At 48.0% G+C, this 26,157-nt stretch carries 25 protein-coding genes; 21 read left to right on the top strand and 4 right to left on the bottom strand.

Annotation, left to right across the window (positions count from 1 at the left end):
• The first annotated feature begins 38 nt into the window (after positions 1–38).
• Positions 39–980 carry a helix-turn-helix transcriptional regulator gene (locus tag IEX62_RS16255; RefSeq protein ID WP_188776592.1) on the top strand — a complete coding sequence of 314 codons (942 nt, stop codon included), beginning with the start codon at positions 39–41 and terminating at the stop codon, positions 978–980.
• A gap of 337 nt (positions 981–1,317) precedes the next feature.
• On the opposite strand, the gene IEX62_RS16260 is transcribed toward IEX62_RS16255, so the two are convergent.
• Both IEX62_RS16260 and IEX62_RS16265 read right to left on the bottom strand, forming a co-directional pair.
• Positions 1,318–2,556, bottom strand: coding sequence for an MFS transporter (locus IEX62_RS16260; RefSeq protein ID WP_188776593.1), 1,239 nt, complete (start codon positions 2,554–2,556; stop codon positions 1,318–1,320).
• 142 nt (positions 2,557–2,698) lie between these two features.
• Entirely contained in the window at positions 2,699–3,304 is a 606-nt protein-coding gene (locus IEX62_RS16265; RefSeq protein ID WP_188776594.1) for a TetR/AcrR family transcriptional regulator, read from the bottom strand.
• Positions 3,305–3,655: 351 nt separating this feature from the next.
• Between IEX62_RS16265 and rsmD the strand changes: the two genes are divergently transcribed.
• The 5 genes from rsmD (at position 3,656) to IEX62_RS16290 (ending at position 7,391) form a co-directional block, all read left to right on the top strand.
• Entirely contained in the window at positions 3,656–4,273 is a 618-nt protein-coding gene (gene rsmD, locus IEX62_RS16270) for a 16S rRNA (guanine(966)-N(2))-methyltransferase RsmD (RefSeq protein WP_188776595.1), read from the top strand.
• Positions 4,266–4,805, top strand: a complete 540-nt coding sequence (gene coaD, locus IEX62_RS16275; RefSeq protein WP_188776596.1) for a pantetheine-phosphate adenylyltransferase — start codon at positions 4,266–4,268, stop codon at positions 4,803–4,805. Before rsmD ends, coaD begins: the two co-directional genes overlap by 8 nt.
• A 219-nt stretch (positions 4,806–5,024) precedes the next feature.
• Complete coding sequence (locus IEX62_RS16280) at positions 5,025–6,053, top strand: YlbL family protein (RefSeq protein WP_188776597.1); 1,029 nt, start codon at positions 5,025–5,027, stop codon at positions 6,051–6,053.
• Positions 6,054–6,294: 241 nt separating this feature from the next.
• Positions 6,295–7,041, top strand: a complete 747-nt coding sequence (locus tag IEX62_RS16285; protein WP_188776598.1) for a hypothetical protein — start codon at positions 6,295–6,297, stop codon at positions 7,039–7,041.
• A gap of 32 nt (positions 7,042–7,073) precedes the next feature.
• Entirely contained in the window at positions 7,074–7,391 is a 318-nt protein-coding gene (locus IEX62_RS16290; protein WP_188776599.1) for a DUF3139 domain-containing protein, read from the top strand.
• 202 nt (positions 7,392–7,593) lie between these two features.
• On the opposite strand, the gene IEX62_RS16295 is transcribed toward IEX62_RS16290, so the two are convergent.
• Together IEX62_RS16295 and IEX62_RS16300 are read right to left on the bottom strand one after the other, a co-directional pair.
• A complete protein-coding gene (locus IEX62_RS16295; protein ID WP_188776600.1) occupies positions 7,594–8,103 on the bottom strand; it encodes a DUF4188 domain-containing protein in 510 nt (169 codons plus the stop codon).
• Positions 8,104–8,255: 152 nt separating this feature from the next.
• The gene (locus IEX62_RS16300; RefSeq protein WP_308422652.1) at positions 8,256–9,479 is read right to left on the bottom strand and encodes a nucleotidyltransferase; all 1,224 of its coding nucleotides are present in this window, start codon (positions 9,477–9,479) and stop codon (positions 8,256–8,258) included.
• A gap of 396 nt (positions 9,480–9,875) precedes the next feature.
• Between IEX62_RS16300 and IEX62_RS16305 the strand changes: the two genes are divergently transcribed.
• From IEX62_RS16305 to ffh, 15 genes are all read left to right on the top strand, one after another.
• The gene (locus IEX62_RS16305; protein ID WP_188776601.1) at positions 9,876–10,382 is read left to right on the top strand and encodes a YceD family protein; all 507 of its coding nucleotides are present in this window, start codon (positions 9,876–9,878) and stop codon (positions 10,380–10,382) included.
• Positions 10,383–10,444: 62 nt separating this feature from the next.
• Positions 10,445–10,618, top strand: a complete 174-nt coding sequence (rpmF, locus tag IEX62_RS16310) for a 50S ribosomal protein L32 (RefSeq protein ID WP_081604133.1) — start codon at positions 10,445–10,447, stop codon at positions 10,616–10,618.
• Between the two features lie 366 nt (positions 10,619–10,984).
• Entirely contained in the window at positions 10,985–11,581 is a 597-nt protein-coding gene (gene fapR, locus IEX62_RS16315; protein WP_188776806.1) for a transcription factor FapR, read from the top strand.
• Positions 11,565–12,548, top strand: a complete 984-nt coding sequence (gene plsX, locus IEX62_RS16320) for a phosphate acyltransferase PlsX (RefSeq protein ID WP_188776602.1) — start codon at positions 11,565–11,567, stop codon at positions 12,546–12,548. The genes fapR and plsX overlap by 17 nt, the downstream gene beginning before the upstream one ends.
• A 110-nt stretch (positions 12,549–12,658) precedes the next feature.
• Positions 12,659–13,645 (top strand): beta-ketoacyl-ACP synthase III, encoded by a 987-nt coding sequence (locus IEX62_RS16325; protein WP_308422653.1) that lies wholly within the window; start codon positions 12,659–12,661, stop codon positions 13,643–13,645.
• A gap of 28 nt (positions 13,646–13,673) precedes the next feature.
• Entirely contained in the window at positions 13,674–14,600 is a 927-nt protein-coding gene (gene fabD / locus IEX62_RS16330) for an ACP S-malonyltransferase (protein WP_188776603.1), read from the top strand.
• A gap of 52 nt (positions 14,601–14,652) precedes the next feature.
• Entirely contained in the window at positions 14,653–15,402 is a 750-nt protein-coding gene (gene fabG / locus IEX62_RS16335; RefSeq protein ID WP_188776604.1) for a 3-oxoacyl-[acyl-carrier-protein] reductase, read from the top strand.
• A gap of 81 nt (positions 15,403–15,483) precedes the next feature.
• The gene (gene acpP, locus IEX62_RS16340) at positions 15,484–15,717 is read left to right on the top strand and encodes an acyl carrier protein (RefSeq protein ID WP_188776605.1); all 234 of its coding nucleotides are present in this window, start codon (positions 15,484–15,486) and stop codon (positions 15,715–15,717) included.
• 116 nt (positions 15,718–15,833) lie between these two features.
• On the top strand, positions 15,834–17,072 hold the full coding sequence (gene fabF, locus IEX62_RS16345) for a beta-ketoacyl-ACP synthase II (protein WP_188776606.1): 1,239 nt from the start codon (positions 15,834–15,836) through the stop codon (positions 17,070–17,072).
• 12 nt (positions 17,073–17,084) lie between these two features.
• Positions 17,085–17,777 (top strand): ribonuclease III, encoded by a 693-nt coding sequence (gene rnc / locus IEX62_RS16350; protein ID WP_188776607.1) that lies wholly within the window; start codon positions 17,085–17,087, stop codon positions 17,775–17,777.
• A 160-nt stretch (positions 17,778–17,937) separates the two neighbouring features.
• A complete protein-coding gene (gene smc / locus IEX62_RS16355; protein WP_188776608.1) occupies positions 17,938–21,510 on the top strand; it encodes a chromosome segregation protein SMC in 3,573 nt (1,190 codons plus the stop codon).
• Positions 21,511–21,699: 189 nt separating this feature from the next.
• Positions 21,700–22,701: a signal recognition particle-docking protein FtsY gene (gene ftsY / locus IEX62_RS16360; protein WP_188776609.1), complete on the top strand. Its 1,002-nt coding sequence runs from the start codon at positions 21,700–21,702 to the stop codon at positions 22,699–22,701.
• Positions 22,702–23,222: 521 nt separating this feature from the next.
• The gene (gene trhA / locus IEX62_RS16365) at positions 23,223–23,870 is read left to right on the top strand and encodes a PAQR family membrane homeostasis protein TrhA (RefSeq protein WP_188776610.1); all 648 of its coding nucleotides are present in this window, start codon (positions 23,223–23,225) and stop codon (positions 23,868–23,870) included.
• Between the two features lie 256 nt (positions 23,871–24,126).
• Positions 24,127–24,492, top strand: a complete 366-nt coding sequence (locus IEX62_RS16370) for a putative DNA-binding protein (protein WP_188776611.1) — start codon at positions 24,127–24,129, stop codon at positions 24,490–24,492.
• A gap of 177 nt (positions 24,493–24,669) precedes the next feature.
• Entirely contained in the window at positions 24,670–26,064 is a 1,395-nt protein-coding gene (gene ffh / locus IEX62_RS16375; RefSeq protein ID WP_188776612.1) for a signal recognition particle protein, read from the top strand.
• The last annotated feature ends 93 nt before the right edge of the window (positions 26,065–26,157 follow it).

Consider the following 26,157-nt stretch of genomic DNA (forward strand, 5'->3'; position numbering starts at 1 on the left):
ACCTTTAAAAGAGTAAACGGTATAGAAAAGAGGCGACTATGAAAAAAGCAGAACGTTTACAGCAGATGCAGCGCTATGTATACCGTCAGCGTCGCTTTACACTGGCTGAGCTTATGGAGCAATTTCACATTTCACGGCGTACCGCTATTCGCGATGTAGAGGCATTGGAGGAGATTGGTGTACCGTTATATGCCGAACATGGACGGTACGGAGGGTATCGCCTACTCGATACGGCAACATTGCCACCGATCTCATTTACCGCACGCGAGGTGCTGGCGCTATATTTTTCAATGCAGGCACTTGAAAGCTTTTCCGGTGCGGCATTCGGCGTATCATTTGAGTCCATCAATGCCAAGTTTTTAGACATCGCCTCTCCACAACAGCAAAAGCAGATCGAGCAATTCCGCGATCGTGTTGCCTTCTATCATCATATGGAGGCAGAGCCGGGACAATGTCTGGAAGAGCTATTGCTTGCCGCAGCCGATCAACGCATCGTGCAGATTAGCTATCCCTCCAGCAGCTATGTGAGCGAAAGACGCATTCAGCCTTTTGCTGTATATGTGATGGAAGGCTACTGGTATTGCCGTAGCTACGATATGGATAAACAGCAATACCGCGTATTTCGCTGCGATCGAATTCAATCGATCAGACGAGTAGAGGAGCAGACTGAACTAGCATTTACCGATATCGATCTACATTCCGCTCCAAACCTACGTCAACCAACGCCCGAAGCTATCCATTTCCATTGCGAATTACCAGACCTAACCGACGAACGCCGCCTGTATGCCCGTTTATTACCTTCCATGAAGCTAGTACTTACAGGCAAAGTCTGGCAGTTAGAAGGAAGCTACGAGCCAGAGGAGATCGATTTCATGCTCAGTTACCTGACCGGATTAGGCACCACATTATCACAGATAGAACCCGTAGAGCTAAAAGATCGATTACGAGCGTATTATCGTAGTTTAATGGAGAAACTATAAGCCCGAAGTTCTTACGTAATTTCTCGCACGATAGATGATTTTGCAGTTATACAGATATAGCGATTATTTATAGCGATCATTACCTGTCTATCGCGTATTGGCCTGTCTATCGGGTATCGGTGCGTAGATACAGCGTTGCTCTACTTGGCGCAATGCTCGTATGCAGTGACATAGCTATAGGTAGTTCAGTAGTTGCTAAGCTTATAGTTGACAAACAACTACATATAACAAACCAAGCCAATAGAACACTCACAACAAAAATAAGATCAGCCATAACTATCCGAGTGAACAGGAAGGATGTATAGCTAATCTTATTTATTAATGAGTGTAGGAATGATTAGTGCGATTCAGCCGCACCCGAACTAGCCTCTGATGAACCACGATCAGAACGCCCCGGCGTTTGTGGTTTAACACGCAACGACAGCAAAAAGCATAATGTCAAAATAATCGCAGCCATCATATACGGATAATTCACATCCAGATCAAACAGTGCGCCCGCCACAACTGGCCCTGCAATATTTCCAAGACTCGTATACGCTGAGTTTAGTCCAGCTACATAGCCTTGCTCATGTCCGGCCTGCTGTGAAAGCTGCGTACCGATTGCTGGACGCAAAATGTCCATCGCCAGAAATACCGCAAATGTAACAGCAAAGATCAGGAAGTACGTATGCACAAGCAGGGTCAACACGATAAAAATAGCCGAAGCGATCAGACAGACAATAATTAGCTTCTGCCCGCCAAAGCGATTCATCATCCAGCCAAAGATCGTTGCCTGCACAACCGCGCCAGCAATCGAGCCAAACGTAATAATGATCGCAATATCCTGCGCCGTAAAGCCGAATTTGTGGTCAACGAACAGAGAGAATACCGTTTCATAATTCGCCAGACCAAAGGAAGCTACGAACACGATGATCAGACTAAGGAAATACGGCTTACGATACGATTGCAATAGCTGACGTACCAGACTATCGCCTTTACCCTGGCTCGTCGTCAGCTCTGCACGACGCTCCGGTGATAACGATTCTGGCAACATCAATAACGTTGCTATCGCAGCCACGAGTCCGGCAATGGCTGCCGCATAGAAAGGCACGCGAATGCCATACTCTGCCAGCAAGCCGCCAATTCCTGGCCCGATAATAAAGCCTGTTGTGATTGCTGCATTGATAAAGCCCATCGCCGAGCCACGTTCCTCATTAGATGTAATATCGGCAGCATACGCCATAACCGATGGCATAATCAGCGCCGCACCCAGACCACCAATCGCGCGCGAGACGAATAGCAGCGCTGGCGCATGAGCGATGGCAAACAGCCACTCCGAGATCGCAAAGATGACCATCCCTGTAATGATCAACTTTTTACGCCCGATTCGGTCAGATAAGCGACCACTATACGGGGAGAAGATCAGCTGACTGATCGAAAAGGCTGCAACCATCAATCCAAGCACACTACCGCCGATATGCAGCTCATTCATATACGTAGGCATGATCGGAATAACAAGTCCAATCCCGGTAAATACGAGAAAGATATTAAACATTAGCAGCAACAGCGCTGCTCGATTACGCATTAAAAGTGACATGATTTCCTCCGTAAAATAACTGCGTGCCATGGGGACACGAGCCGAATCACATGAAACAATTGAATTGAAAGCAATACATACTGAACATTCGGTCAGTAAAAAGAGTTAAAAATACCGGATGAGCAACAGAGCGATAGACGTGCTATGACTGCTGCGGTCCGGCTGCAATGCCATGTAAAAAAGTATCAATCGCAAACTGATAATGCTTCAGCACCTGCTCAAGTGGCTGATTACGGCAAACACGGCTCATGCCGACGATAATGCCCTCCAGCACAAGCGCCTTTTGCTCAATCTGTTCACCGCTAAATTCGCCACCATCGACGCCTTCCTGAATCAGTTGGCGATTGAACAGCAGATGCTCCTGCATCATCGTGTTCATTTTTTCCTCAATCTCACTCTTTTGCTCATCATTACTGAAAAATTCGTCCGCTGCACGAGTAAGTGGATGGTTCAGATCCTCACGTACAATTTGCTCGGCAAGTCCGTACATTTTGGCAGTAGCGGTTGCGTAAGAGGGAAGACGGGCTTGCCATTTTTCCAGCCAGTCACGATCCCATTCATGCAGTAAGTAGGAGAAGAGCCCTTCCTTACTTTTAAAATGGTAATAAATGTTCCCCTTGCTGCTGCCTGTAGCGGCAACGATATCCTCGATCGAGGTCGCCTTATAGCCCTTTTGTACAAATAAACTACGGGCGGCGTCGCTTATTTTTTTACGTGTTTGCTCACTTTGAGCTTGTTTTTTGTTCATATTCTCACCTCGACATTCTCGATACTGAACGTTTGTTCAGTATTGTAGCAGATGGCTGTCATGAAAGGCAAGCAGAACGTAATATGATTTTGCAACGACCGTCTGATATGATACGATAACGTCGTGTATTTGCTTGGTGGGTAGCGCCCTTGCGGGTAATGAACCTCAAGCGTAAAGGTTGGGCTGTACATGGTATGTAGCGACTGTTATTAGTTTGCTAAAGCCTATACAAGCTGACCGAAATGATCAGAGCGGACAGATATCGGATGATGGAGATGAATCGTAGAAGGATGCGACCATCGGTGATCAACAGGCTGTTCTACATTATATATAGAGGGTGAATTGATCGGAATGAGAGTCATTTCTGGAAGTGCAAAAGGAAGACCGCTTAAAGCGGTACCGGGAAACGGAACCCGTCCAACAACCGATAAGGTGAAGGAGGCGATGTTCAGCATTATTGGGCCTTATTTTGATGGCGGTCATGTGCTGGATTTGTTTGCTGGAACGGGTGGACTGGGGATTGAAGCGTTAAGCCGCGGGATGGAGCACGGTGTATTTATCGATATGGAATACAAAAGCATCGAGGTCATCAAGAGCAATGTACAGTCCGCAAGACTGACCGAGCAAGCGGAGATTTACCGCAATGAAGCAGGCCGTGCACTCAAGGTATTGCAGAAGCGCGAGTCTACCTTTGATCTCGTATTCCTTGATCCACCTTATCGGATGAAAAATGGTATTGAGCTGATGCAGGAAATGCATGAGCGCGGCTTATTGAATCCGGGAGCGACCATCGTACTGGAATTTGAAACTGGGCACCCGTATCCAACGGAATGCCAGCATTTTATCGGCGTGCGGCAAGCAGAATATGGAGACACCACGCTATATGTCTACCGTTATGAGCCAGCACAGAATGCTGTAGAAGCATCGGACGAGAATGAGGAACAGCAGGGAGGAACGTTAGATGAATAACGAGCAGAGCAAGCTGGTCCAGTCTGTGCCGCACGGTGGCAAGCGGATCGCTGTCTATCCGGGCAGCTTCGATCCTGTGACGATGGGGCATCTGGATATCATCCACCGTGCAGCACGTCAATTCGATACGCTTGTAGTGTCTGTACTTAACAATATGAGCAAAAAGCCGCTCTTTAGCGTGGAGGAGCGTGTAGAACAGCTCAAACAGGTTACGGCAGATTTGCCCAATGTAGAGATCGATAGCTTCCGCGATCTGCTGGCGAATTATATTCGCGAGCGTGAAGCGCATGTTATCGTGCGTGGTATTCGCTCGGTGACCGATTTTGAATATGAACTGCAAATGGCTTCGATCAACCGCGAGCTGAATCCTGATGCAGAGACGATCTTTATGATGACCAATCCGCGCTATTCCTACCTTAGCTCCAGTATGGTGAAGGAGATTGCGCGCTTTGACGGGCCAGTATCTGACTTCGTCCCACCGCTGATCGAGCAGGAGTTGAAGCTCAAATTCGGAGCGATGTCCAATTCATAATTGCTCCAAATGAGTAGCTAGCGTCAAAGTGGATTTGCTGCGCTGGTCATGGGATAATAGACGGACAGATAGGTCGTTATCGACAACGGTCTGTCCGTTCCTTTCCAGCGAGTACAGCCATCCTGGATCATAGCCTGTATTGATTGGAATGGAACGGCAAGACGTGCCGTGGCGAATATCCCGCCTGTTCAGGCATTAGAGTGTAAAGGAGAGAACTGCATGTCCGGCTCATCCCTAAAATCCCCGTTTTCGCAAAAGCGAATATGGGTTTATTTGCTTTGCTTACTCCTGTTTGTCTATGTGCTTGTGTATATGCCGACTCCCTATGTGATTAATGCGCCGGGCAGCGCCAATGAGCTAAAGCCGATCGTCAGCGTATCAGGCGGCGATCCGACCGAAAAGGGAACATTTATGCTGACCACCGTATCAATCAGCTATGCGAATACGGCGATGCTAATCGGCAGTTTATTTGATCCTGACGAGGAGATTGGCCCTAAGCCAGCTCAAAGTGATCGCAAGGAGTATGCAGCCGAGCAGCTCTATTATATGAACAGCTCCCAATCGAATGCGATTGCCGCTGCCTATAAAAAGGCAAACATTCCTTTCAAAATCGAGCCTCAGTATGTATTTGTCGTGAATGTACCGGATGGGAATACAACGATACATGCCGGGGATAAATTCGTGCAGGTGGATGGACAGGCGATCACATCGATCCAGCAGCTGGAGAGTATTTTAGGCAGTAAAAAAGCAGGTGAGGTAGTCAAGGTCGTTATCGACCGCGCTGGCACTACCGTAGAGCAAAATATTACATTAACCGAGTTTCAGGATGCGATTGGACGTGTTCGTGTTGGCTTTGGGGTATCGATTGGAGAAGTACAAAAGGTAACACCGGATGATCCAGCACACGAGGTGAAATTTGCCGATACGAGCATTGGCGGCCCTTCAGCAGGTCTAATGTTCAGCCTGGAAATCTACAATCAATTAACCCCTGGCGATCTGACCAAGGGATATCGCATCGCCGGAACAGGAACGATCGACCCGGATGGTACAGTAGGCATTATCGGCGGTGTACAGCATAAGGTGGTCGCTGCACAGAACAATGGAGCAGAGATTTTCCTTGTGCCACAGGGGAATTACGCTGATGCCAAAGCACAGCTGGATCGTATGCATTCTACAATCAAGCTTATTCCCGTACAAACGATGGATGATGCGCTGAAGGCAATTGCAGCTTTACCAGCAAAATCATAATGATATGCAACTTTAAAGTAGTATAGTGTAAGGCTCTATATTGATTGTTCAGCGCATAGATTCAAGTTGAATGATCCATATAGAGCCTGATTTTATAATGTAATATGTTTTAAATCTACAGAGCAACATCCTCAAATCAAAAGGAGTTTGTCTATTTTGTGAATTTACTTAGCAAGTAATTGTATACAATTTTTTATTTATGCTATTTTATGGTTATAAAACCAAAAAAGGAGAAGTGTAAATGAGGATAAGATTAGCGTATGTTGCATTGTTAGCTATACTTTTATTACAGTTTTGTTTTGGAGCAAATGAAGCTTTAGCTTCTGCTAACAACGAAAATAATGAGTCAAAATTACATAATAACTTAGACATATCAGTTCAGCAGAATGTATACGGAGAAGATCATGATAGTATAACTGAGCTTCCTAAATCATCATTGCCATTTCCTTCACCGCAATTGCCGAATTCTTCAAATGTGATAGAACCGCAAGCTGAAATTGGCCCTACATACCCAAGTACAAATATAAGCATGAGAATTGGAGACATACTGTATTCAACTAAAACAATAGGAGCAAGTTCACAAATTGTAGGCCATGTTGGTATCGTTAATTCCAATTTTAAAATGGTTCATGTCACTTTACCTGTGGACGGGGGAGTAGTAGATAATATGTCTACGTACATGGGAAGACATGGGTCTGGTGAAACGATAAAGGTTTACAGACCCAAAAACGGGATGGGAGTAGCTGCTGCACGATGGGCAACATATAACTATTCTTCTATAAATGAGTACTATATTAATCCGTTTGCAAAATTAGGAGATTTAAATCCTAATTATTGTTCAAAATTTATTTGGCAGGCATTTTGGTTTGGAGAGGGAGTAAACATTGGGCAAAATGAGTTGAATGCAAATACAAATGGATATGTTACGCCTACACACATTATTAATTCACCTAAGCTTGTTTACGTAACATCCTTTAAAGCGCCATAATGAAAAGCTTTAATACAATAAGGAGGGGAATAATGAAAAAGAAAGTACTCTTTATTATTTTAGGAGTTATCGTTCTGACAAGTGTTACAATCTACAGCTACTTGCAAATTAAATATACTTCTCTTGAAAATGGGCTGCGGAATTACTTAATTACAGTTGAAGGATATAAACCATCTGATATTGTAAGCGTAGAAGCAAAATTGAGCTCCATGCCTAAATATCCAGTTTATGTAGAATTTGCTGATGATCCCGGACAAAAATTCATCTTTACTAATCGTGATATTGATCTTAATACATGGTATCAATTAGATCCAAAAACACCTCAGAAATTAACTAAAAATAAGTCGTGACTTTAAACATTCTGGTACATTGATCGCTGCTCCTAGTCGTGTTATGAGTTGCCCGTATTACTGGAGTGAACGACTTAGACCAGCATCAAAATGAAATTAAGCGTGGTCAACATTTTGGAAAAGTACGTGAAGAAGAGAAGGCGCACGGCAGCCTTCTCTTTTTCGTACAATGTATCGTATGATACTGTCACACATTACAACATCATTTCAACGAATCTTGGGCATGCTTCATCTCGTGATCATGACCAAGATTCGTCCGTTCACGCGACGTCTCCCGTCCTGCACCAATCGGACGCAATTCACCCGCACGTCCCAGCCCGGTTGCTGGCATATTCACATAAATCGATTCATACGCCCCGTTTTCGACCAGATACGTTTCATGATAAATTCCAACCGCTTCACCTGCACGAGACTTACGATTGAAATTTTGCCATGCGCTCAGATGCTTGGCACCATGCGCATAGTGCTCTAGCTGATCATACGAACGCCAGTATTGCACAATCGACACGCCGCGCCCGGATATAAAAGAAGCCCCATCCAGAAAACCCAGCTCGCGGTTCTCGTACAGCTCCTTGAGCATAGGTCCCATCGCTTGCAGGACAGGAAACCATTGCCTGATTGCAAGCCATTTATTAATACGAACACCGATAATAAAAACGACAAACGGCCCTTCAATCGAAGCGGTCTGGCGACCTGGCATAATCGGATTCATCCTATTTCCTCCTCAATGTCATTTCAATTGCTTCATATGCAGTTCATAAAAGCTGCGAATATCCGCAGATGCATATAACCGTGCTGTCAGAAATGCTCCATAAAACACGGTGAACAGCAGCTTAACTGCATCTTCGATCTCCCCAGCTCAGATCACACACGAACCGGTGGATAATAGTAGTCCGAATACAGATCCCGCATCTGCTGAACCGTGAATCCGGAGGCTTGCATCACCGTTGCCTGTATATCAAGTATTATCTGCTCATGCTCGCAGTCGGCTGCTCGCATGATGATTGGCAGCGAAGCGGTACTTTTCATTTGTTTAAGTAGACTGCGTCCGCGCTGCGTAAAGCCTAACACTCGCAAATAGCCTGGGCCACGACGTAGCATCTGTTCATTCAAGCTATTCTTAGTATGACCGAGCAGTAGATGAGCGAGTAGACGCTGTAATCGTGCGCGTGTATACCGTTTTGTTTTCAAGCTGTCAATCAATTGATTGACAGACGGCTCCGGTAAGGAAGGCAGCAGACGCTTGAGGCGATGCTCAATGCCTTCGTTCATATCATAATATTCTGCCAGCATCTCGGGCGATGAAGTAGCAATTCGTTGCAGCAGGGGAAGCCATAAGGCGTCCATTTGTACAGAACCACGTCCAGCAGCAATTTCACGCTGCATGATCTCCCATGTCGCTGGAGGAACATAGGCGGCTACTCGCTCAGGTTCATGCTGTAGCATACGTCGGATCGAGGTTGCACTTGCAATCTGCTCATGTGTTGGCTGTAGATCATGATAACCTGACTGCTCACGCTGGATCGTAAGCGGAGTAATCCGACTATTCAGCTGATGAATTGCTCGCAGGTATTGCAACCCAAGTGTATTATTCGGCTGCTGGAGCATTGCTACCGCTTCAGTGGATAGCAGACCAGAAGCCGTAGCAGCGCGACTGAGAGCAGCTGGGTAACTCCATCCCTGATTCAGATAGTCGCGAATCGATTGCTGGAGCTGCTCTGGCTCCTGCTCCATTAGCATCGCTACGGTCTGCAAATGCTCCAGTGAGCCAGACTCACTACCGAACACGAGCTGATCTACTACGCCTGTCGCCTCTAACACCGCTACAGCGCCATAAGCGAACCATTCTGCTGGCTGTACGGCATAAGCGGAGGGAAGCTCCAGCACCACATCACAGCCTGCACGTAGCGCCATCTCAGCACGCGCCCATTTACTAAAGCTAGCCGGCTCCCCGCGCTGGGTGAAGCCGCCGCTCATTACAGCGACGACCGCATCGCAGCCGGTAAGCTGACGTGTACGATCCAGATGAAGCTGATGCCCATAATGGAACGGATTATATTCAACGATAACGCCAGCGATATTCATCATGGTATTCTCCTTTGTAAGCTTCATGATATAATTATAATTTGTATAGCATACAGCAGGGATATGTATGGTAAAATCAATGCTACCCGTGTGATTTCTGATCGGGTTGAAGCTGTCCTGGACAGCGGCTGCTCCATTATACCTCATTCCTCTTTTGGAAGCGTAAAAGCGGCTTCAATTCATGTGATCAACTGGAAAATATGCGGTGAAGCACAAGTGGATTTGGACGAATTTTGGATGGATTTCAGGTGAATATCAGATGCCAGAAACCCGCATCAACACTGGGAATCCCGCTACAGTAAAGGGATTTACCCTTACAGGTTGTTAAAATACAAAATTTGATTGACAAAAACCTCTATTCATTGGTAAAATAATTTTTGTTTGTTTGGAGTGATAACTATGCAATTCCAATTTCGAAAAATGGCGCAGAGCGATCAGCCTATAGAGTTTCACCAGACACTGGACTCCGAATTTGTAAAATTCGAACGTAGCGACATCCTGCATGCACAACCATTGCAGGCAGATGTGAAGGCGCGTTATCGAGTCGATAAAGTTGTGGAAGTGAACGGAACGTTGAAGCTTGATCTGCAGGTGGCATGCGCTCGCTGTCTGAAGCCTGTTGAACTCCATCGTGAATTCAGCATGGATGAGGAATTCAGACACGGCGAAGAACCGGAAAATGTAGCGGAAGAAGATAATACAATATACGTGAATAGCGATACAGTAGATCTTCGTCCTTATCTGGAGGAAGCTGCATTGATGGACTTGCCGGCGGTTGTTCTATGTAAGGACGATTGCAAAGGCCTGTGCCAGACATGCGGAGTCAACCTGAACGAACAGGATTGTGATTGCGATAACCGGCCGATCGATCCTCGATTGGCAGGGCTCAAGGATTTTTTCAAGTGATTTGATAACTCTGATCTCAGAGTGTTAAATGGCATTCAACTAGATGAAGGAGGTGTTTAACGATGGCAGTACCTCAACGGAGAACTTCCAAAACACGCCGTGACAAACGTCGTACACACTTTAAACTGGCAGTACCAGGTATGGTAAAATGCGAAAACTGCGGAGAAATGAAATTGTCTCACCGCGTTTGCAAAGTGTGCGGAACTTACAAGCAAAGAGAAATCGTACAACAGTAATTGTTGTAAAGGCAGCGTCTCGTCGTTTGATGAGACGCTGTTTTTTTGCGTAAAGGCATCACTTGCCATAGCTGGTGCGGTATGACACCGAAATTACATAATAACAAAACACTGCCTCTTTCTTTTTACGAGAATATGCTTTATACTACAATCTTAGTACCAGGTTCTAAAACGAAGCGATAAGGACAGAGGCGATGCTTTTGTACCTGTTGTCGTATACAAGTTCCTGTAAAAGCTACACGGAAACCGAAAGGTTTATATAGATATCATGATGTTGATACACAGGGAGCACCGGACAGGGGACATGCTCGGGTGCTTCGCAAAATCCATCTGAAAGTGGGGGGAGGCTTTGTGACCATCGAACGATTGCCGAAAAGGCAACGCCAGCAGCGGCTCGTGAAAATTATTGAAGATAACCCGTTTGTGACGGACCAGGAGCTGACTCGTCAGCTGAAGGTTAGCATTCAGACGATTCGTCTGGACCGAATGGAGCTGGGAATTCCCGAGCTGCGTGAGCGTATGAAGCTGATGGCCGAGCGTTCCTATGATCAGGTTCGATCCTTGCCACTGGATGAAGTGATCGGGGATATTGTCGATTTACAGCTGGATCGAAGTGGAATATCGATTTTTGAGATTCGAGAAGAGCATGTATTTTCACGGAACCATATTGCCCGTGGTCACCACATCTTTGCACAGGCGAACTCACTTGCAGTCGCCGTCATTAACGATGCGATCGCATTGACCGCATCGGCGGATCTGCGTTTTGTCCGTCCGGTCAATCTGGGTGAAAAATGTATTGCCAAGGCTTATGTCCAAACGAGCCCTGCGCGCAGAGGAAAGGCAAAGGTTGAGGTTTTGACCTATGTCGGTGAAGAAATGGTATTTCAGGGCAACTTTGTGATATACCGATCAGATGGAGAAGAACACGATGAAGGAGGACTTGATCATGCGAATCGCGATTGACGCGATGGGGGGAGATCATGCTCCAGACACTAATGTATTGGGCGGCCTGGAGGCAGCCAGAGAGTGGAAGGATACGGAGATTATTCTTGTCGGTGACGAAGCAAGGATGAAGGCATTGTTACCGGAGATTCCGTCTAACCTGACACTGGTACATGCTTCCGAAGTGATTGAGCCTGAGGATGAGCCCGTACGTTCGGTTCGTCGGAAAAAGGATGCTTCGATGGTCGTTGCAGGTCGGATGGTTAAAGAAGGACTTGCTGAAGCGATGATCTCGGCTGGGAATACTGGCGCACTGATGACGACAGGCTTGCTTGTCGTTGGACGTATTAAAGGGATTGAGCGTCCTGCACTGGCGCCGATCATTCCAACGATCAATGGCAAGGGTGTGCTGGCACTTGATCTTGGCGCGAATATGGATGCAAGCCCGGAGCATCTGGCGCAATATGCGCTGATGGGTAGCATTTATCGGGAGAAGGTTCAAGGCGTGAGCAATCCGCGTGTCGGTCTGCTCAATGTCGGTACAGAGGCGAAGAAGGGGAATGAGCTGGTCAAAGAAGCTTATCCACTGCTAGAAGCTTTACCGATTCAGTTTGTCGGTAACGTAGAGGCGCGTGATGTGCTGAATGGCGTATGCGATGTGCTCGTATGCGACGGCTTCGCAGGTAATATTTTGCTCAAGTCGATGGAAGGTACGGCTGCTGGCATCTTCTCACTGCTCAAGCAGCAATTTTCCAAATCACTCAAGACGAAGCTGGCGGCTGCCTTAATTATGCCGGAGCTGCGCGGCTTGCGTGACATTATGGATTACAAGGAGCACGGCGGCGCACCGCTGCTAGGTCTTAATGGACTGGTGATCAAGGGTCACGGCTCTTCGGATGCTGGCGCGATCAAGAATGCAGTACGTCAAGCACGTATTGCGATTGAGGGCAAGCTCGTTTCAAGTATTTCGCAGGAAGTTATTGGCTGATTCACAGCTTCATTGGTCTGTTTCGAATCGTCTCTCGAGGCTGTTCGAACTCTATTTGATCCTTACCATATCGATAAGGAAATTCGTACGTATAGAAAAGAGTGACAACGATGAGTGTTTTGCCTATCGGAATTATCGGCACAGGGAAATATGTGCCTGAAAAAATATTAACGAATGCTGATCTGGAAAAAATGGTCGAAACTAACGATGAATGGATCGTTAGCCGTACAGGTATTCGCGAGCGTCATATCGCAGCACCGGATCAGGCAACATCCGATCTCGCTTATGAAGCGGCGATCAAAGCGATCGAGACTGCGGGTCTGACAGCGGCTGATCTGGATCTGATCGTTGTAGCCACTATCACGCCAGACATGTCGTTCCCTTCTACAGCCTGCATTTTGCAGGATAAGCTGGGTGCAAAAAAGGCAGCGGCATTCGATCTGTCTGCCGCTTGCTCTGGCTTTGTGTACGCACTTGGTGCGGCAACAAGTATGCTGCAAATGGGCATGTACAAAAATGCACTCGTTATCGGTGCAGATACGCTCTCCCGCATTACAGACTACACAGATCGCAACACCTGCGTACTGTTTGGCGATGGGGCAGGTGCGGTTGTGATCGGTGAAGTGGGCGAAGGACGCGGCTTCAAAGCATTCGATCTCGGCGCTGAGGGCGCTGGTGGCGAGCTGCTCAAGCTACCTGCTGGCGGTTCTCGTACACCAGCTTCTGCGGATACACTGGAAGCGAAGCAGCATTTTATCCAGATGAGCGGTCGTGAAGTGTTCAAGTTTGCCGTGAAGGTAATGAACACAGCAACAGTGGATGTACTGAACAAAGCAGGCATATCCAAGGACGAGATTGACCTGTTCATTCCGCACCAGGCGAATGTGCGTATTATCAACTCTGCGATGGAGCGTTTGAATTTGACCGAAGACCGCGTTATGATCAATGTGCAAAAGTATGCGAATACTTCTGCGGCTTCCATTCCATTAGCGCTTGTTGAAGCGGTAGAAGAAGGACGAATCAAAGAAGGCGACAAAGTCGTTATGGTTGGCTTCGGCGGCGGCCTCACATGGGGAGCTTCCGTCATCGTCTGGTAACTCGCGTTATTCAGGAGGTAACTGTCAAATGGGTAAAATAGCATTTGTATTCCCGGGTCAGGGAGCGCAAAAGGTAGGAATGGCAAAGGATGTATATGATGCCAATCCTGCGGCAGCGCAATATTTTGATAAAGCGGACGAAGTGCTCGGCTTTAACATCAGCAAGCTGGCATTTGAAGGTCCAGAGGATGAATTGAAGCAGACTGCCAACACACAGCCTGCACTGCTTACAGCTAGCGTAACGCTGCTGGAGGCGCTCAAGGCGCATGACATTCAGCCCGATTATGTGGCTGGTCACAGTCTGGGCGAGTATAGTGCACTGGTAGCGGCAGGTGTATTGTCGTTCGAGGATGCCGTTGCGATCGTGCGTGCTCGTGGACAATTCATGGAGCAGGCTGTACCTGCGGGTCAAGGCGCGATGGCAGCAGTGCTTGGCGCCGAGCGTACTGCACTTAGCGAGCTATGTGCAGCCGTAACCGCCGATGGACATGCGGTAGAGCTCGCCAATGTGAATTGCCCGGGACAAATTGTCATTTCCGGTACTCGTGAGGGTGTCGAAGCGGCAGGTGCGCGGGTAAAAGAGATTGGCGGCAAGCGCGCCATTCCTTTGGAAGTGAGTGGACCTTTCCATTCCTCTATGATGAAGCCTGCTGCACAGCTTCTGGAGGAGCGTTTGCAAGGCGTTACCTTCGAGGATGCTTTTGTACCGGTTGTAGCTAACGTTACAGCGCAGGCAGTCACTTCTGGAGACGAAGTTCGCAAGCTGCTGGTAGAACAGGTGTATTCCCCTGTATTATGGGAGGATAGTGTACGCTATCTGATCGAGCAGGGTGTGGATACGTTTATCGAGATCGGACCAGGCAATGTGTTAACTGGCTTGATCAAGAAGACAGACAAGGATGTACGTCTGTTTAATATCAGCAGTCTGGATAGCCTGGCTTCGCTGGAACTATAAGGCGAATGCTGGAGCTGGAAGAGCGAATATTTCGTGAAGGAGGTGCGTATGAATGAGTAAACCACTAGCAGGACAAGCGGCACTTGTTACCGGTGCATCCCGCGGGATTGGCCGTAGCATTGCACTCGCACTGGCAGCAGCCGGAGCGGATGTAGCAGTCAACTATGCAGGCAGCGAAGCTGCTGCACAGGAGACGGTACAGCAGATTGAAGCACTCGGCGTGAAGGCTTTTGCTGTCAAGGCAAATGTTGGCGTAGCTGCTGAAGCAGAAGCGATGGTCAAGCAGGTGAGTGATACCTTTGGTAAAATTGATATTTTGATCAACAATGCTGGGATTACACGCGATAACCTGATCATGCGGATGAAGGAAGAGGAGTTCGATCAGGTTATCGAGACGAATCTGAAGGGCGTATTCAACTGTCTCAAAGCAGTAACGCGTCCAATGATGAAGCAGCGCTATGGCCGCATCGTCAACATTTCATCCGTCGTAGGTGTACTGGGTAATCCGGGACAGGCCAATTACGTAGCTGCCAAAGCAGGTGTGATCGGTCTGACCAAAGCATCTGCGCAGGAGCTTGCGTCCCGTGGCATCACCGTGAACTGTGTAGCACCTGGCTTTATCGCTACCGATATGACGGATGAGCTGAACGAGGAGCAGAAGGGTCGCATTCTGGGCCAGATTCCGCTTGCACGTTTGGGTCAGCCGGATGAAGTAGCACAGGTTGTTGGTTTCCTGGTGTCGCCTGCTGCGTCTTACATGACGGGACAAACGCTACATGTTGATGGTGGCATGTACATGTAAGAAACAGGATTGGCTTACAGATGCCTGTATGGATTTTTAAGTACAATTTACGTATAATACTTGGAAGAGGAGGTGAACCGGATGTCTGATGTTTTGGAACGTGTAAAACGCATCGTTATCGACCGTTTAGGTGCTGACGAAGCTGATATTAAATTAGAATCTTCTTTCAAAGATGACCTTGGCGCAGATTCCCTCGATGTAGTGGAACTCGTTATGGAACTTGAAGAAGAGTTTGATCTTGAAATTTCTGATGAAGACGCGGAGAAAATTACGACCGTAGGTGAAGTTGTGAACTACATACAATCTCATACCTAAGGCTAAAAAGTCCCGTTACCTGCATATTATTGCGGGTCGGGACTTCTCCTCATTCATGGCGTCTATCAGAATTGAACCAAAAATACACACATGCAGTCGATATGAGGTGAATGTGTTTGAAACATAGAGTGGTAATTACAGGTCTTGGAGTCACTACGGCTCTTGGTAAGGATAAAGATACATTCTGGAATAACCTGATGGCAGGTAAATCCGGAATTACCCCGATTGAGGGATTTGATGTGAGTGCCTATACGACACGCATTGCGGGTCAGGTGCATGATTTTAATCCAGAGGACTATCTGGAGCGTAAAGAAGCACGTAAGCTGGATCGCTTTGTTCAGTTCGCCGTTGCTGCAACAGCAGAAGCGCTGAAGGATAGTAAGCTGAACGTTAGCGAGGATACCGATCCCGAACGTGTGGGTGTCATTATTGGCTCCGGCATCGGCGGGCTGGGTACCTTCGAGGATCAGCACAGCATTTTGCTTGAAAAAGGTCCAAAACGCGTAAGTCCTTTCTTCATTCCGATGATGATTGCAAACATGGCTTCCGGTCAGGTATCGATCATTCATGGAGCGAAAGGCCCGAACGTAGCGCCGGTAACGGCTTGTGCGAGCGGTAGCCACGCGATTGGCGATGCATTCAAATTTATTCAATCTGGCGAAGCTGATGTGATGATCACAGGCGGCGCGGAAGCAACGATTCGTCCAACTGGACTTGCCGGCTTCTGCTCGATGCGTGCGATGTCTACACGTAATGATGATCCAACTACAGCAAGCCGTCCATTTGATACAGGTCGCGATGGCTTTGTAATGGCAGAAGGATCGGGTATTCTGATTCTTGAATCGCTGGAGCATGCACAGAAGCGCGGTGCACATATCTATGCTGAGGTAATCGGCTATGGACTGAGTGCAGATGCATTCCATATGACAGAGCCGAATCCAGATGGACCCGCACGCTGCATGAAGATGGCGATGCGTACAGCTGGTATTCAGCCAGAAGACGTACAGTATATTAATGCACACGGTACATCTACTCCAGTAGGTGACAAATCGGAAACGAAAGCGATCAAAATGGCGCTTGGCGATCATGCGAGCCGTATTGCGGTTAGCTCCACTAAATCGATGACCGGACACTTGCTTGGTGCTGCTGGTGGTGTCGAAGCGGTAATCTGTGCGCTGTCCTTACAGCATCAGATCATCGCACCAACGATCAACCTGCATGACCAGGACCCGGAATGCGATCTGGATTATGTTCCGAATGTGGCACGCAAAGCCGATTTGAACATCGTAATGTCCAACTCTTTTGGATTCGGGGGACATAATGCCTCGATCGTCCTGAAGAAATTCGAAGCGTAAGGGGTCAGTTTCTTGAACGGAGATGTGAAACAGCTACAGCAACAAATTCAAATCCAGTTCCACAATCGTCAGTTGCTCAAGCAGGCGTTTACGCATGCCTCGTATGTGAATGAACATCGGTTCAGTCAGCATCAGGATAACGAGCGACTGGAGTTTCTTGGCGATGCGGTACTGGAACTGACGGTGTCGGAGTATCTGTATAATGAGTATCCCGACCGCCCCGAAGGCGAGCTGACGAAGCTGCGTGCAGCGATCGTCTGTGAGCCTTCGCTGGTCAAGTTTGCGGAGGTGCTCGATTTCGGACGTTATGTGTTGCTTGGTAAAGGGGAGGAGCTGACCGGAGGACGGCAGCGCCCTGCTCTGCTGGCAGACGTATTTGAATCGTTTATCGGAGCCCTGTATCTGGATCAAGGTCTGGATGCAGTGAAAGTCTTCCTGGAAAAGCATGTGTTCTCCAGTCTTTCACCTGGCGGACAGCTTCAGATGATGGATTTCAAAACGGAGCTACAGGAGTTTACCCAGCATCACAATATGGGTGTACTGGAATACCGCATCATTGAGGAAAAAGGTCCTGCCCATGAGCGGGAGTTTGTCTCGGAAGTCTATATGGGGGATGAAAGCCTTGGCCAGGGATCAGGCCGTTCCAAAAAGGAAGCGGAGCAGCGTGCGGCTGCGGCAGCCCTGAACCAGTTGAAGCTGAAATAACATCTCTCTCTTTTCTGGCGATTACAGGACAAACAAAGAGCAAAGAGCAGTCATTGCCCCCTTGCAAGCGTACAAGAGGCACGACCGCTTTTTGCTCTTTTTCCATTGATGGCAAGGCACGCAATTATGCTACAATAGCAGTAGAGGTGAACAATACATTATGTTCCTGAAAAGAATTGAATTATCGGGCTTCAAATCATTTGCCGACAAAACAGAAATGGAGTTTGTCCAGGGTATTACCGCCGTCGTTGGACCTAACGGCAGTGGCAAAAGTAACATTTCCGATGGAATCCGCTGGGTACTCGGTGAACAGTCTGCCAAGTCGCTACGCGGCGGCAAGATGGAAGATATTATTTTTGCCGGAAGCGATTCGCGTAAGCCGGTCAGCTATTCCGAAGTATCGCTAACACTGGATAACGAGGATCAGGCATTGCCGCTCGATTATAACGAAGTGACGATTACACGTCGTGTGCATCGCAGTGGGGATAGTGAATATCTGATTAATCGTCAGTCCTGTCGGCTCAAGGATATTACCGAGCTGTTCATGGATACAGGGATCGGTAAAGAAGCGTACTCGATTATCGGGCAGGGTCGAATCGAGGAGATTTTGAGCACGCGTTCTGAGGATCGGCGTGGAATCTTCGAGGAAGCTTCCGGTATTGTCAAATATAAATCACGTAAAAAAGACGCTGTGCGCAAGCTCGATGATACCGAGCAGAATCTGCTACGTATTCACGATCTGGTGCATGAGCTGGAAGATCAGATTGGGCCGCTACGTGAGCAGTCGGAAAAGGCTATTCATTTTAAGCAGCTCAAGGAACAGCTCAAGCACAAGGAAATCGGGATGTATGTGCATGATATTGAGCGTATTCATAGCACATGGACGACTGCTGGTGAGCAGCTGGAACGGTATAAAAAAACGCAGGAAGCACTCGCGAGCGTCGTTGCTGGACATGATGCCAAGCTGGAGGATGAGCGTACAGCTCTTCGTGAAGCCGAGCAAACGGTCGAGCGCCTGCAAGAGCTACTGCTGCAATACAGCGAGCAAGCAGAGAAGGCAGAAGGTCAGGTTGAGCTTCTCAAGGAACGTCGCCACAATCTGGAGCAAAATCGCAAGCAACTTGGTGTCGCACTGGAGCGAAGCGAAGAGCGTACCAGTCAACGTACGGGTGAAACCGAGCAGCTTCAAAGCAAGCTGACTGAGCTGAATGGACAGCTGGAGCAGCTACGTAGCACACTGAATGCAGAAGAAGCTCGTTTAAACGAAATTAATGGTGGGATCAGTCAGCAGCAGGAAGAAAGCCTGAAGGGCGATCTACTACAGCTGATGAACGATATGGCACAGCTTCGTAACGAGATTCGGTATGCTGATCAGGAAACCGAATCCACACAGCGCCGTATGGCACGCGCTGAGAGCGAATCAGGCAAATGGCGTGAGGAGAAGCAGCGTCTGGAGCAGAGTAAGGCGACACTAACGGCGCAGCTAGAGAAGTTTGCCAAAGATATTGCGGGTGTACGTACCGATTACATTAAGCAGAGCGAACAGCTTCATAGTCTGCAAAAATCCGCCGAGCAGCTGCAAGCATCGATTCGCCAGTGGGAACAGCGCCGCGAGGCACTCATTTCACGCCGGGATACGATGCAGGAGATGCAGGAAGATTTTGAAGGCTTTATGCTCGGTGTTAAGGAAGTGCTTAAAGCTTCCCGTAATAATACACTGACCGGTGTACATGGAGCAGTTGCCGAACTGGTACGCGTGCCTGAATATTTGGAGCAAGCGATGGAAACCGCACTGGGTGCATCGGTACAGCATATCGTTATGGAAAATGAGGATGTGTCTCGTCGAGCGATTGCTTTTCTGAAGCAGCGTCAATTAGGACGAGCTACGTTTTTACCGCTGGACGTTATTCGTCCACGTCGTATTGGAGATAATGATAAGCGTCTGGCAGAAGGTGCGGAGGGCTTTGTCGGTATCGGTGCAGAGCTGGTTGAGTATGACGAGCGTTATGCTTCGATTATCGGAAGCTTGATCGGAAGCGTTGTAATCGCTGAGACGCTGGAGCAGGCGAACCGAATCGCAGCCAAGCTTGGTTATCGCTACCGCGTCGTAACGCTGGAAGGCGATGTGGTCAATGCGGGTGGTTCGATGACAGGTGGTAGTCAGTTTAAAAAGAATACCAATCTGTTAGGGCGGAAACGTCAGCTTGATCAGCTTGGCGAACAGATTGCGGAGAGCGAACAGGAGATCAAGCGTATACGCAGTGAGCAGGAAAGTGTACGAGAGCGACTGGAAGCGACAGAAAGTAAGCTGGATCGTCTGCGTGCCGATGGCGACCGTAAGCGTGGCGAGGAGCAACAGACTGCTGGAGAGCTCAAGCAGCTGGAGCATGAATTCCGTCATGTGAATGAGCAGTACGAGCTGTATGGTCAGGAGAAGACCGCATACACCTCGGAGCTGGATGCGATTGCTAAAAAGCGCAAGGAAGCCGAGCAAAAGCTAGCCGAGCTGCAAAAGCAGGAGCAAAAGCTGCAAAACGATATTCAATCAGCTGAACAAAAGCGTAAATCCAATGAATCGGTCAAAGAGCAATTACAGGAGCAAGTGACCGATCTGAAAATCCGTGAAGGCAAGCTGGCACAGGAAATCTTCTCATTGGAGGAGCAAATGTCTCGTACCCGCGAGGAATCGCAGGATTATGGACAGGAGCTGGAAAGTAACCGTGCTCAGCTGGCTACACTGGAACGGGATTTGCAAAAGAATACTACGGATCAGCAGCGCCAGCAGGAGCAATTAGAGCGTCTGCGCCGTCAGCGTACCGAAACCGGCACCGAGCTGGAGCAAGCGCGTGCGAAGCGTCTCGCGTTACAGCAAAAGCTGGAGCAGGAAGAAAACAAGACACGCGAGCAGCGGAGCGAGCTCAAGGCAGTCGAGGACGAGATGCGCAAAACCGAGATTCAGGTCAATCGTCTGGATGTAGAGCTGGAAAATATTCTGGCGAAGCTTCAGGAGGAATACGAGCTGACCTATGAACAGGCGAAGCAGCGCTATGGCTTACCGGAGGACGTTGCTGCCACGGGTGAAGAGGTACGCGGCTTGAAGCGTCAAATTGTGGAGCTGGGTGACGTCAATCTGGGTGCGATTGAGGAATATCAGCGCGTGAATGAACGCTATGAGTTCCTGACCGTGCAGCAAAATGATCTCATCGAAGCGAAGACCGCCCTGTATCAGGTGATCAAGGAAATGGACGATGAAATGTCCAAACGCTTCAAGCATACATTTGATGCGATTCGAGGTCAGTTTGGTACGGTGTTTACGAAGTTGTTTGGCGGTGGACGTGCAGATTTGATTTTGGCAGATCCGGAGCGATTGCTGGAAACAGGGATCGATATCGTCGCACAGCCGCCAGGGAAAAAGCTGCAAAATCTACAGCTGCTTTCCGGTGGCGAGCGTGCATTGACTGCGATGGCGCTACTGTTTGCTATTTTGCAGGTCAAGCCTGTTCCATTCTGCGTGCTGGATGAGGTGGAAGCGGCACTGGATGAAGCTAACGTTACGCGGTTTGCGCAGTATTTGCGTGAATTTGCTGGACAGACGCAATTTATTGTCGTGACGCACCGCAAAGGTACAATGGAGGAAGCGGACGTGTTATACGGTGTGACGATGGAGGAAGGCGGCGTATCCAAGCTGGTATCTGTTCGTCTGGATGATGTGGACGAGGTTGAGATTGCTTGATACCGGTTGAACTTTATGGGAATGATACGCTTAGATAGGATGCGTTCACATCTATATAAATTGTGGTAGCAATGTTTGGCAGTCCTGATCGGTCTTGTGTGATAAATGTGATGATCAGAATCTTCATCAGCTTTGTTTTTCTCAAAATAAATATCTGAATCATAACTATGATGTTGACGGAGGAATCTCATGAGCTTTTTCAAAAAACTGCGGGAAAGCATTTCCCAGAAAACTGAAGCCGTAACCCAGCAGTTCCGCGATGGTCTGGAAAAAACACGTAAAGGCCTGGTTGGAGCAGTAACCGATCTGGTCATTCGCCGTAAGAAGATCGATGAAGAATTTTACGAAGAGCTGGAAGAAATTCTGATTGGCGCCGATGTGGGCGTGAATACCGTAATGGAGCTGATCGATGAGCTTCGCGACGAAGTGAAGAAAAGACGGATCGAGGATGCAGCAGACCTACAGCCTGTCCTGTCGGAGAAGCTGACCGAATTGTTGCGTGGTGATGAGAATCCGGGTCTGAATATGAATCCAGATGGCATCACGGTCATTCTGTTTGTCGGCGTTAACGGTGTAGGTAAAACAACGACAATCGGTAAAATGGCTCACCGCTTCCAGCAGGAAGGTAAAAAGGTTATGCTGGCAGCAGGCGATACATTCCGTGCCGGAGCGATTGAACAGCTTGAGGTATGGGGACAGCGTGCAGGTGTCGAAGTGATCAAGCAGCAAGCAGGCTCTGATCCAGCAGCAGTGATGTATGATGCTGTACGTGCAGCCAAGCAGCGTAATGTGGATGTATTGTTATGCGATACCGCAGGTCGACTGCAAAACAAAACGAATCTGATGGAAGAGCTGAACAAAATTTTCCGTGTTATTCAGCGCGAAATTCCAGATGCACCGCATGAAGTGCTGATGGTGCTGGATGCAACGACCGGACAAAATGCGCTCAGTCAGGCAAAGCTATTTGGCGAGAAGAGTGGCGTGACCGGTCTTGTATTGACCAAGCTCGATGGCACAGCCAAAGGCGGTATCGTGGTTGCGATTCGTCAGGAACTGAATCTTCCGGTCAAATTTGTCGGTCTGGGCGAAAAGATCGGCGATCTACAGCCATTTGATAGCGAGCAGTTTGTGCATGCGTTATTTGCTGGACTGATTCAGGAAGAAGTAGAACAGGAAGAAGAGCAAGCGTAACGTAAGCAAGTCCGAATAATGGGCAATCGGCATAAGCACCAATGAAGGCCATCATAGCAAGGCGCCCGTAAGTATAAGAGCGTAGTGGAAGGTAGGAATCCCTTTTTTCAGCTTGCTTGTGATCGCTTTACAGCCAGGATAGCCTGATACCCCGCACCGAATCCATTTGTATGCGCGTAATCGCATCCATAGATAGTACAAATAGCAACAGATACTACACATAGCAACCGTCCGCGTAAATGCCGAAATAGTGACATTTACCTGGTCGGTTGCTTTTTCATTTCAACGTTATTTTCACGTATTGTGGAAATACAGCCGCTTAAAGAGTTACAATAGATACAGTGCTACATACAATCGTAGCTATAAGGACAATGCAGTTGACCATTACAAAAATGACAGACTTAGCTTTGATGTGACTGCGATGATCATGTAATCGAAACCGGTCATGCCTTATCACCACGCTGGATGAACCGAATAACACAGAGACAGACAACGGACAGGATAAAGAGAGGAAGTGAATCATGGCCGATACGTATACGTACACACGCCGTGAAGAAGTGGCTAACGCCATCACACACGGCATCGGAGCAGCGCTAAGTGCAGCAGCGCTAGTTATTTTAATTGTATTCGCAAGCTTGAAAGGCACACCATGGCATATCGTCAGCTTTACCGTATATGGAGTGACCATGCTACTACTGTATAGCTGTTCTACCCTGGTACACAGCTTCCGCGATGGAAAAGTAAAGGATTTATTCGAAATTTTTGACCACTCGGCGATCTACCTGTTTATCGCAGGTACGTACACTCCATTTATGTTATTAGCCGTTAAAGGCCCACTCGGCTGGTCGATCTTCGGCACCGTATGGGGCATAGCCATACTCGGTTGTGCATTCAAAGCATTTTTTGCCAAGCGCTTCCTGTTTATGTCTACCCTGTTCTACCTGCTGATGGGCTGGCTGATCGTGCTTGCCTGGGCACCGCTCACTGCCGCGATAGCGACAGGAGGAATCGTCCTGCTCGTGGCAGGCGGTCTTATGTACACACTGGGCACGGTGTTCTATGTATGGAGAGGCTTCCCTTTCCATCATGCTGTATGGCACTTATTCGTACTTGTCGGTAGCGTATTGCACTTCTTCGCTGTATTGTTCTATTTGCTGCCGTGGCGTTAAATGAAAGCAAGCCATCCGAGCGAGCACAGGAGTGTATTCCTGCTCGTTGCAGGGTGGCTTTTTTATGAGCAAAAATGATGCTTTAGGGTCAATAAACGTCCGATAAACGCTCATGTTGCAACGATAGCAATTCACTATCATTCTCCTTCAAAAGATGTTAAGGAAAAACACTTGACATCCCCTGTAGATTTGGATATGATATAAAACGTTGAACATGACTGTAAAGTGTTTTTCCTTGACGGAGGGAGTGCCCCGTATGAGTCAGGAGAATCGACTCGAGAAAACGACTCGAATCAATTTATTGTTTGATTTTTACGAACCGTTGCTGACAGATAAACAGCAAATGTTCCTTAAATATTATTTCCACGATGACTACTCACTGGGTGAGATTGCTGCTGAATTTAGTATTAGTCGCCAGGCGGTGTATGAGCACATTAAGCGTGCCGAACAGGTGCTGGAGATGTACGAGGAGAAGCTTGGACTGATGGACAAGCATTATCGTCGCTCGCGTGAGCTGGATAAGCTCAAGCAGCAGCTGCAAGAGAGTGATCTGAACGATAAGCAGGCAGGCGCTGTAATGAATGTCATTGAGCAGCTTGAAGCGATCGACCGAATGGACTGAGACATTACGATGTGAAGCTCCATTTCAAAATAGAACTGTAACACCAAATAAGGTATACTATACAGATACCGTCCTTTTAGATGAAGAAGCGGTATGATGAATAAATATAGAATGAAATGATGCATCTGAAGCATTCAGGCATACAGGATCAAAGCAGGAAGCGAGGTGAAGACAGCGATGGCATTTGAAGGATTAACAACACGACTGCAGAACGTATTCAGCAAGCTACGCGGTAAAGGCAAAGTATCCGAAGAGGATGTAGGCGAAGCGATGCGCGAGGTACGACTTGCGTTGCTGGAAGCAGACGTTAACTTCAAGGTCGTTAAGGAATTCATCAGCAAGGTGAAGGAAAAAGCGATCGGTCAAGAAGTGATGGAGAGCTTCACACCTGGTATGGTCATTATCGACATCGTTAATAAAGAACTGACTGAGCTAATGGGTGGTACACAGGCGAAGCTCGCCAAAGCGACGAAGCCGCCTACCGTGATCATGATGGTCGGTCTGCAAGGTGCAGGTAAAACAACCACCTCTGGTAAGCTGGCGCGAATGCTGCAAAAGCAAAACCATCGTCCATTGCTTGTAGCAGGCGATATTTATCGTCCGGCTGCGATCAAGCAGCTGCAAGTTCTGGGTGAGCAGATTAAAGTTCCTGTCTTCTCTATGGGAGATCAGACAAGCCCGGTTGAAATTGCTCGTCAGGCGATGGCAGAAGCAAAGGCCAACAACAATGACTATGTCATTATTGATACCGCTGGACGCCTTCATATCGATGAAGAGCTGATGGACGAGCTTCGCCAGATTCACGAGCTGACGAATCCGGATGAAGTATTGCTCGTTGTCGATGCGATGACAGGTCAAGATGCTGTTAACGTCGCAGAGAACTTCAATAATCAGCTTGCACTGACCGGTGTTGTACTGACGAAGTTGGATGGCGATACCCGCGGTGGTGCGGCGCTGTCCGTCAAAGCAGTAACCGGCTGCCCAATCAAGTTTGCGACGTTGGGCGAGAAGCTTGATGCGCTGGAAGTGTTCCATCCGGAACGTATGGCTTCCCGTATCCTCGGTATGGGTGACATGCTGTCCCTGATCGAGAAGGCGCAATTGAACATTGATGAATCAAAGGCAAAAGAGATGGAGCGCAAAATGCGCAACGCTGAATTTACCTTTGAGGATTTCCTGGAGCAGATGGAGCAGGTCAAAAAGCTTGGTCCACTGGATCAAATTATGGACATGCTACCCGGCATGGGCAAAATGAAACAAACACAAAACTTGCAGGTGGATGACAAGCAGGTAGGCCGCATTGAAGCGATCGTGCACTCGATGACGGTTCAAGAAAAGCAGCAGCCTGAAGTGATCAACCACAGTCGCCGTAAACGTATTGCTGCCGGAAGCGGAACCTCGGTTGCTGAGGTCAATCGTCTGATCAAGCAATTTGATGAGATGCGCCGTATGATGAAGCAATTTTCGGATATGATGGACCCGAAAGCGATGAAGGGCGGCAAAGGCAAGATGATGAAGCAGATGCAAAAGATGACCAAGGGTGGCGGCGGCTTCAAGTTCCCGTTCCGTTGAGTTCCGAATTGCAGCTGTGAAGGCAATGAATCCTGCGTCTTCTTTATGAAGCGTTTGATATGATAATGAATTAGTTTAAGGAGGTGAATTCTC

The sequence above is a fragment of the Paenibacillus hunanensis genome (assembly GCF_014645615.1).
Lineage (GTDB): Bacteria > Bacillota > Bacilli > Paenibacillales > Paenibacillaceae > Saccharibacillus > Saccharibacillus hunanensis.

Coding starts and splice junctions, on each gene's coding strand:
- IEX62_RS16295 (WP_188776600.1), bottom strand. CDS start 8,103: ATGAATCCGATTATGCCAGGTCGCCAGACCGCTTCGATTGAAGGGCCG.
- rsmD (WP_188776595.1), top strand. CDS start 3,656: ATGAGAGTCATTTCTGGAAGTGCAAAAGGAAGACCGCTTAAAGCGGTA.
- plsX (WP_188776602.1), top strand. CDS start 11,565: ATGCGAATCGCGATTGACGCGATGGGGGGAGATCATGCTCCAGACACT.
- IEX62_RS16305 (WP_188776601.1), top strand. CDS start 9,876: ATGCAATTCCAATTTCGAAAAATGGCGCAGAGCGATCAGCCTATAGAG.
- IEX62_RS16280 (WP_188776597.1), top strand. CDS start 5,025: ATGTCCGGCTCATCCCTAAAATCCCCGTTTTCGCAAAAGCGAATATGG.
- IEX62_RS16285 (WP_188776598.1), top strand. CDS start 6,295: ATGAGGATAAGATTAGCGTATGTTGCATTGTTAGCTATACTTTTATTA.
- smc (WP_188776608.1), top strand. CDS start 17,938: ATGTTCCTGAAAAGAATTGAATTATCGGGCTTCAAATCATTTGCCGAC.
- IEX62_RS16290 (WP_188776599.1), top strand. CDS start 7,074: ATGAAAAAGAAAGTACTCTTTATTATTTTAGGAGTTATCGTTCTGACA.
- IEX62_RS16370 (WP_188776611.1), top strand. CDS start 24,127: ATGAGTCAGGAGAATCGACTCGAGAAAACGACTCGAATCAATTTATTG.
- acpP (WP_188776605.1), top strand. CDS start 15,484: ATGTCTGATGTTTTGGAACGTGTAAAACGCATCGTTATCGACCGTTTA.
- coaD (WP_188776596.1), top strand. CDS start 4,266: ATGAATAACGAGCAGAGCAAGCTGGTCCAGTCTGTGCCGCACGGTGGC.
- IEX62_RS16325 (WP_308422653.1), top strand. CDS start 12,659: ATGAGTGTTTTGCCTATCGGAATTATCGGCACAGGGAAATATGTGCCT.
- trhA (WP_188776610.1), top strand. CDS start 23,223: ATGGCCGATACGTATACGTACACACGCCGTGAAGAAGTGGCTAACGCC.
- IEX62_RS16265 (WP_188776594.1), bottom strand. CDS start 3,304: ATGAACAAAAAACAAGCTCAAAGTGAGCAAACACGTAAAAAAATAAGC.
- ftsY (WP_188776609.1), top strand. CDS start 21,700: ATGAGCTTTTTCAAAAAACTGCGGGAAAGCATTTCCCAGAAAACTGAA.
- IEX62_RS16260 (WP_188776593.1), bottom strand. CDS start 2,556: ATGTCACTTTTAATGCGTAATCGAGCAGCGCTGTTGCTGCTAATGTTT.
- IEX62_RS16255 (WP_188776592.1), top strand. CDS start 39: ATGAAAAAAGCAGAACGTTTACAGCAGATGCAGCGCTATGTATACCGT.
- fabD (WP_188776603.1), top strand. CDS start 13,674: ATGGGTAAAATAGCATTTGTATTCCCGGGTCAGGGAGCGCAAAAGGTA.
- fabG (WP_188776604.1), top strand. CDS start 14,653: ATGAGTAAACCACTAGCAGGACAAGCGGCACTTGTTACCGGTGCATCC.
- IEX62_RS16300 (WP_308422652.1), bottom strand. CDS start 9,479: ATGATGAATATCGCTGGCGTTATCGTTGAATATAATCCGTTCCATTAT.
- ffh (WP_188776612.1), top strand. CDS start 24,670: ATGGCATTTGAAGGATTAACAACACGACTGCAGAACGTATTCAGCAAG.
- rpmF (WP_081604133.1), top strand. CDS start 10,445: ATGGCAGTACCTCAACGGAGAACTTCCAAAACACGCCGTGACAAACGT.